Origin of the sequence: Mesorhizobium sp. M7A.F.Ca.US.011.01.1.1, assembly GCF_003998295.1 — a bacterium.
In the GTDB taxonomy this organism is placed as follows: Bacteria; Pseudomonadota; Alphaproteobacteria; order Rhizobiales; family Rhizobiaceae; genus Mesorhizobium.
This window is the reverse complement of record NZ_RZRT01000123.1, coordinates 1-5,664: the sequence shown is the minus strand read 5'-3', so window position 1 is coordinate 5,664 and position 5,664 is coordinate 1. Positions and strand designations below refer to the sequence as shown.

General features: G+C 60.4%; 6 protein-coding genes. All 6 read left to right on the top strand.

Going from position 1 to position 5,664, the window contains the following annotated elements:
• Positions 1 to 1,540: acetate--CoA ligase family protein (locus EOA13_RS36400; protein ID WP_127297957.1), on the top strand; the 1,540-nt coding region annotated here is incomplete at its 5' end.
• A 7-nt stretch (positions 1,541 to 1,547) separates the two neighbouring features.
• Positions 1,548 to 2,294 carry a GntR family transcriptional regulator gene (locus EOA13_RS36395; protein ID WP_127297956.1) on the top strand — a complete coding sequence of 249 codons (747 nt, stop codon included), beginning with the start codon at positions 1,548 to 1,550 and terminating at the stop codon, positions 2,292 to 2,294.
• Between the two features lie 29 nt (positions 2,295 to 2,323).
• On the top strand, positions 2,324 to 3,148 hold the full coding sequence (locus EOA13_RS36390; protein ID WP_127297955.1) for an enoyl-CoA hydratase-related protein: 825 nt from the start codon (positions 2,324 to 2,326) through the stop codon (positions 3,146 to 3,148).
• Positions 3,149 to 3,163: 15 nt separating this feature from the next.
• Entirely contained in the window at positions 3,164 to 4,036 is an 873-nt protein-coding gene (locus EOA13_RS36385) for an ABC transporter permease (protein WP_127297954.1), read from the top strand.
• Positions 4,033 to 4,818: an ABC transporter permease gene (locus EOA13_RS36380; protein WP_127297953.1), complete on the top strand. Its 786-nt coding sequence runs from the start codon at positions 4,033 to 4,035 to the stop codon at positions 4,816 to 4,818. Before EOA13_RS36385 ends, EOA13_RS36380 begins: the two co-directional genes overlap by 4 nt.
• Positions 4,815 to 5,664: ABC transporter ATP-binding protein (locus EOA13_RS36375; RefSeq protein ID WP_164780578.1), on the top strand; the 850-nt coding region annotated here is incomplete at its 3' end. The genes EOA13_RS36380 and EOA13_RS36375, both read left to right, overlap by 4 nt.

Below are 5,664 nucleotides of genomic sequence, written 5' to 3'. Positions count from 1 at the left end.
GATTGCGACCACGTGCGGCGACTATCTCGACTTTTTCCTGGACCAAGACGGTACGCGCGCCGTCGGATGCGTTATCGAGACCGTTCGTGATACCGACGCCTTCCTCGGCGCGCTTGCCAAGGCGCAGGCCAAGGACATTCCCGTCGTTGCACTGAAGCTAGGGCGAACGGAACGTGGTCGGCATTTTGCCCGGGCGCACACCGGAGCGCTTACCGCTACCTACGCGATCTACGAAGCGCTTTTTGCGAAGCACGGCGTAATAGCCGTGGACACGCTCGACGAGTTTCTGGACACCCTCGAGATGTTTCGCTTCGGTTTCAAAGGAAGTCCTGGCGGAATCGCCGTCCTCACTCACTCGGGGGGCGAACGGCAGCTTATCGTCGATCTCGCGGAGCGGATCGGCGCCGAACTCGCTGAACTCACGCCTGAAACCAGCAACGCTCTGTCGGCAGTGCTGGAGCCGGGTCTTTCGCCCGAAAACCCAGTGGACGCGTGGGGCGACGGCAAGCTTGTCGGTATCGATTGCCTGGAAATCCTCGATCGCGATCCCCACGTCGCCGTCGTCTCCCTCGCCGCCGATCTCTTCTTTTCGGCGGGAATGGGTTACAGCCTGCAAATGGCGGAGAATGCGGCGCTGTCGTGTTCGAAACCGTTCGTCGTCTTCGGTGCGAGCGCGGCCTCTGTCGTTCCCGAAGCCGCGTCGCGTCTGCGGGCGCTTCGCATTCCGGTGCTCTCGAACACAGAAAACGCACTGAAAGCGATGAAGCACTACACGGATTGGCATCGCACCAGATTGGGGATTGGAACCGCGCGCGAGACCACGCGCCTCGATCTCGATCTGTCCGAGGTCCTGGAGGCGATCACCATCGATGCCAAACTCTCCGAGAACATCCTAACGATGGCGGGGATACCGTTTGCGGCGAGCCGATTTGCCTCCACCTCGGCGGACGCGCTGAATGGCGCGGCGCAGCTCGGCTATCCAGTCGTTCTCAAGACGGCAAACCCCGCAATCGAGCACAAGACAGAACTCGGAGGCGTCATCCTGAACCTCAAATCAGAGGATGAACTGGCGGATGCCTACGCTCGCCTAGCGTCGACATGCGGACCGGATGTCCAGGTCCAGAAGCAACATTCCGGCGGAACCGAGATACTGCTCGGAATGGTTCGTGATGATCAGTTCGGTCCGGTCCTCACCGTCGCTCTCGGCGGCGTCACCACGGAGCTGTTCAGGGATTCCGTGACATTCATGCCGCCGGTCACACGGCACGAGGCCCTGCAGCAGCTGTCACGCCTGAGAGCCTTCCCGTTGTTGACCGGTTTCCGCGGCCGCCCCAATGCGGACCTCGAGAGTCTCAGCCGTCTCATCGAACGGTTCAGTCTGTTGGCCCTGGAAATAGGCCACCTGTTCTCGGAAATCGACATCAACCCGGTCATAGCAACAGCATCCGGCGCGGTGGCAGTTGATGCGCTCTTTATTCGTGATGATAATACCCGCCACGCGGAATCGATAATACCGGCATCGAAGGCAGCTCACGGGTAGCAATGCAATGAAGGTGGATTTTGGGGCAATCAACAAGGAAACGGCGCCTAAGCAGATCGCAGGTCGTATTCGCGAGTCTATTCTGACGGGCAAGCTCGGGCCGCTGGAGAAACTGCCGACCGAGGACGAACTAGCGACGCTGTTCGGCGTCTCCAGGCCGACCATCCGCGAAACCTTGAAGTGGCTCGCCGCGGACAACCTGATCGAAGCGAGAAGGGGAGCTGCGGGCGGCAACTTCGTGAAGCAACCGACACCTCAGGATTTGCAGTCCAGGGTTTCCGATCCGTTGATGATTGCCGCCAGCCTGGACGCCTTCACGTTCGAAGAGGTCGTGGAGTCCAGGTACGCGCTCGGCGAAATGTGCTGCCGTCTCGCCGCCGAAAGTCGGACCGAGGAGGACATCGAAGTCCTGCGGACGGAGATCGCGACGCAGCGGCACAAGAAGCTGACCGACGTCGAATTCTGCGCTTCGGATGTCCGGTTCCATGTCGGGCTCGCCCGAGCGACCCATAACACCATCATATCGGTTCTTGCCGCTGGAACGATCGAGGGCCTCGAGCCGATTACCAACCTGATGCTCTACCGGTTCCGGGCCAGGCAGGTCCTCTCCGATCAGCATGAGAGTCTGGTCGAGCGCCTGGTCGGACGAGACGCCGACGGCATGGCCAAGGTGCTTCAGGCCCAGAAGGAGTATCTGGTCGAAAAGCAGGTCGAAGCGAAGACCTGGCGAACGACCCGAAACAAATCGACATAGAATGGCGGTCCGGACCGCGAGGAGAGATTATGAGCGTCGGAGAATACTCGAACATCATCAGTGAACGCCGCGGCGCCGTAGGCTTCATCACTCTCAACCGACCAAAGGCTCTGAACGCCCTGAACGGAGCGTTGATGGACGAGGTCTCCAAGGCGCTCAAGGAACACGTAGCTGATCCCGACGTCCGTACTATCGTTCTCAGCGGCAACGGTGCCGCGTTCTCCTCCGGCTTCGATCTCAAAGAGGCGGCGGTCAACGACCACAAGACCACGACGGAGTGGCGAGGCGCAGTCGAGGGCGCGTTCGAGTTCATCATGCAGTTCTGGGACTGCCCCAAGCCCACCGTCAGCGCCATTCACGGGTTCTGCCTTGCCGGAGCCCTAGAGCTTTCGCTCGCTTGCGACATAACAATCGCCGACGAGGAAACCTATATCGGCGAACCCGAGGTCCGCTTCGGAGCTGGAGTCGTTGCCCTGCTCCTGCCTTGGCTTATCCCACCCAAGATCGCCAAGGAGTTTCTTCTGACGGGTAATGACCGGGTCCCGGCGCGGAGGGCCTACGAGATCGGGCTCATCAATCACCTCGTGCCGGGCGGAAAGCATCTCGAACGCGCAGCCGAGATTGCCGAACAGATAGCGCGCTGTAGCCCCGACGCGGTCCGTATGACTAAGCGCGCTGTGAACCGCAGTTTGGATATCGGTGGCATGAGGTCGGCACTGCTCTCGGGAGTGGACACCGGAATTTTCATCGAGGCGACCGAGAGCGAGGAAAAGCTCACTTTCAACCGATTGACCGTCGAGCAAGGCCTGAAGGCTGCGATTTCGTGGCGGGACGCCCAGCATCGAAACAGCTAATCTCCGGGGGTCAGCATGTCTGCCGACACGAAGCCTCGCTCGGGGCTCAGACTATTCATGCCCGAAATTTCCGCGTTGGCGCTCGTCGCTCCGGCGGTCATATTCTTGCTTCTCTTCTTCGTGCTTCCGCTTGTGTACATCACGGTCAAGAGCTTGCAGGGCGGAAGCTTCGCCTCATACCTCGTGCTTTGGGAAAGCCCGGCCTATCTGAATGTCATTGTGCGCACCTTCGCTGTTTGCGCGATCGTCACGGTGGTTACGCTGGTTCTGGCATATCCCTACGCGTACCTGATGACGGTCTCTTCGCGCCTGACGGTAATCTTCCTCAGCGCGGCGATCTTGCTCCCCTTTTGGGTCAGCCTTCTGCTCAGGTCGTATGCCTGGTTGATTCTCTTGCAGAACACGGGGCTCATCAACAAGCTGCTGCTTTCGTCCGGCCTGATAGACAAACCCGTGCCGCTCGTCCGCAACCTAGTCGGCGTCACGGTGGGGATGACCCATGTACTTCTGCCGTACGCGGTGTTGCCACTGTACTCGATCATGTCGAAGATCGACCCCAAGCTGATGGAGGCCGCGGCGATCAACGGCGCGGGTCCTATACGGACCTTCTGGCGTGTATACCTTCCGCTCAGCTTTCCGGGCATCGTGTCGGCCGCCGTCCTAGTGTTTACGCTCGGCCTGGGCTTCTACATCACGCCCGCTTTGTTGGGCGGATCAGGCGACATCATGATCGGCCAGTTGATCGCAAGCAGCGTCCAGATGCTAATGGACTTGCCGTTTGCAAGCGCTCTTTCCGTGGTTCTGCTTGCTCTCACGGGATGCGTCTTCGGGGTGTTCGCAATCGTCGGCCAACTGACGACGGCGCCGGATCAGGGGGGGGCGGTATGAACCCCTCCGGCATCTATCGGAAGCTCGCCTGGATACCGGTCGGCTTGACGGTCGTGTTCCTTCTCGTGCCCACGCTGATCGTGATTCCGATCTCGTTCACGTCTTCCTCGTTCCCCGACTTTCCGCCTCAGGGATTCTCACTGAGGTGGTATCAGGAAATAATCGGAAACCCGATGTGGCGCCGCGCGGTCATGAACAGTTTCTACGTCGCGGTCGCCACAACGATCTTGTCCGTGATCCTCGGAACGCTGGCGGCACTGGCATTCCAGGCCAGCGTACTCGGGCAGTCGATATTGCGAGCCGTCACGCTTGGTCCTCTCGTGACCCCGGTGATTGTGCTCGCCATCGGATTGTATATGATCTTCGGCCAGTTTCGCATGAACGGGACGTTCACCGCGTTGGTGGCCGGTCATACCGTACTTGCGATCCCGTTTGTCATCGTCACGGTCGGCGCCTCGCTCCGTCTCATCAACTCGAACCTTGCGCTGGCGGCGGCCGGGCTGGGTGCCGGGCCGCTGCGGGTGTTCTTCCGCATCAAGCTACCGCTCGTCCTGCCTGGCCTGATCGCCGGGGCGATCTTCGCGTTCATCACGTCTTGGGATGAAGCGGTCCTGTCTCTCTTCCTCACGTCGCCCCAGCTTCAGACCATCCCTGTCGTCATCTGGTCTCAGGTGAGAACCGAGCTGACCCCGGCCGTCGCCGCGGTCGGTACAATCCTAATCTTGATTTCAGCCATTGGGATGCTGGCGGTCCAAGTCCTACGCCGCGGAGAAAGCAAATGATCGATACATCATCGGATCTCCCCAACAAGCTGGAGGTGGACTCCATCTCCAAGCGGTTCGGCCGCTTCACGGCGTTACGGGATGTCTCGTTCAACCTGAAGCCCGGCGAGTTCCTGACGATGTTGGGCCCGTCAGGCTCCGGCAAGACGACGACCTTGCGAGTCATCGCCGGGTTCAACCCACCGGACTCAGGCAGCATCCGGCTAGCCGGGAAGGACGTGGCGGCGCTTCCTCCGAGCAAGCGCAACATCGGCATGGTTTTTCAGGACTATGCGCTCTTCCCGCACTTCACCGTCGCGCAGAATGTAGGCTTCCCCCTTGAAGCGAGAGGGATCGGCGGCGCTGCACGGAAGAAGCTCGTGGAAGAGATGGTCTCGGTGGTGGGGCTTTCAGGGATGGAAAGCCGGATGCCCAAGCAACTATCGGGCGGCCAGCAGCAGCGGGTAGCGCTGGCTCGGGCACTCGTGTTCAATCCGGAGCTCGTCCTGCTCGACGAGCCTCTCGCCGCTCTGGACAAGAAGCTGCGGACGACCATGCAGCTGGAAATCCTCCGTATCACCCGTAAGGTGGGCGCTACCGTGATTTCGGTCACGCATGACCAGGAGGAGGCGCTGGTCATGAGCGACCGCATCGCTCTGTTCTCGAAGGGCGAGCTGGCACAAATCGGGTCGCCGCAGGAACTTTATCGCGGACCAAGCAGCCGATTTGTCGCCGACTTCATCGGTGAAGCCAATCTCGTCGACGGGCATCTCGCGAACTTAGGCGGCGAACTTAGATTTGTCGGTCCCGGTTTCAATTGTCAGGTTCCGCATAACGCGCCTGATGGCCTCCGGGACGGGGAAAGGG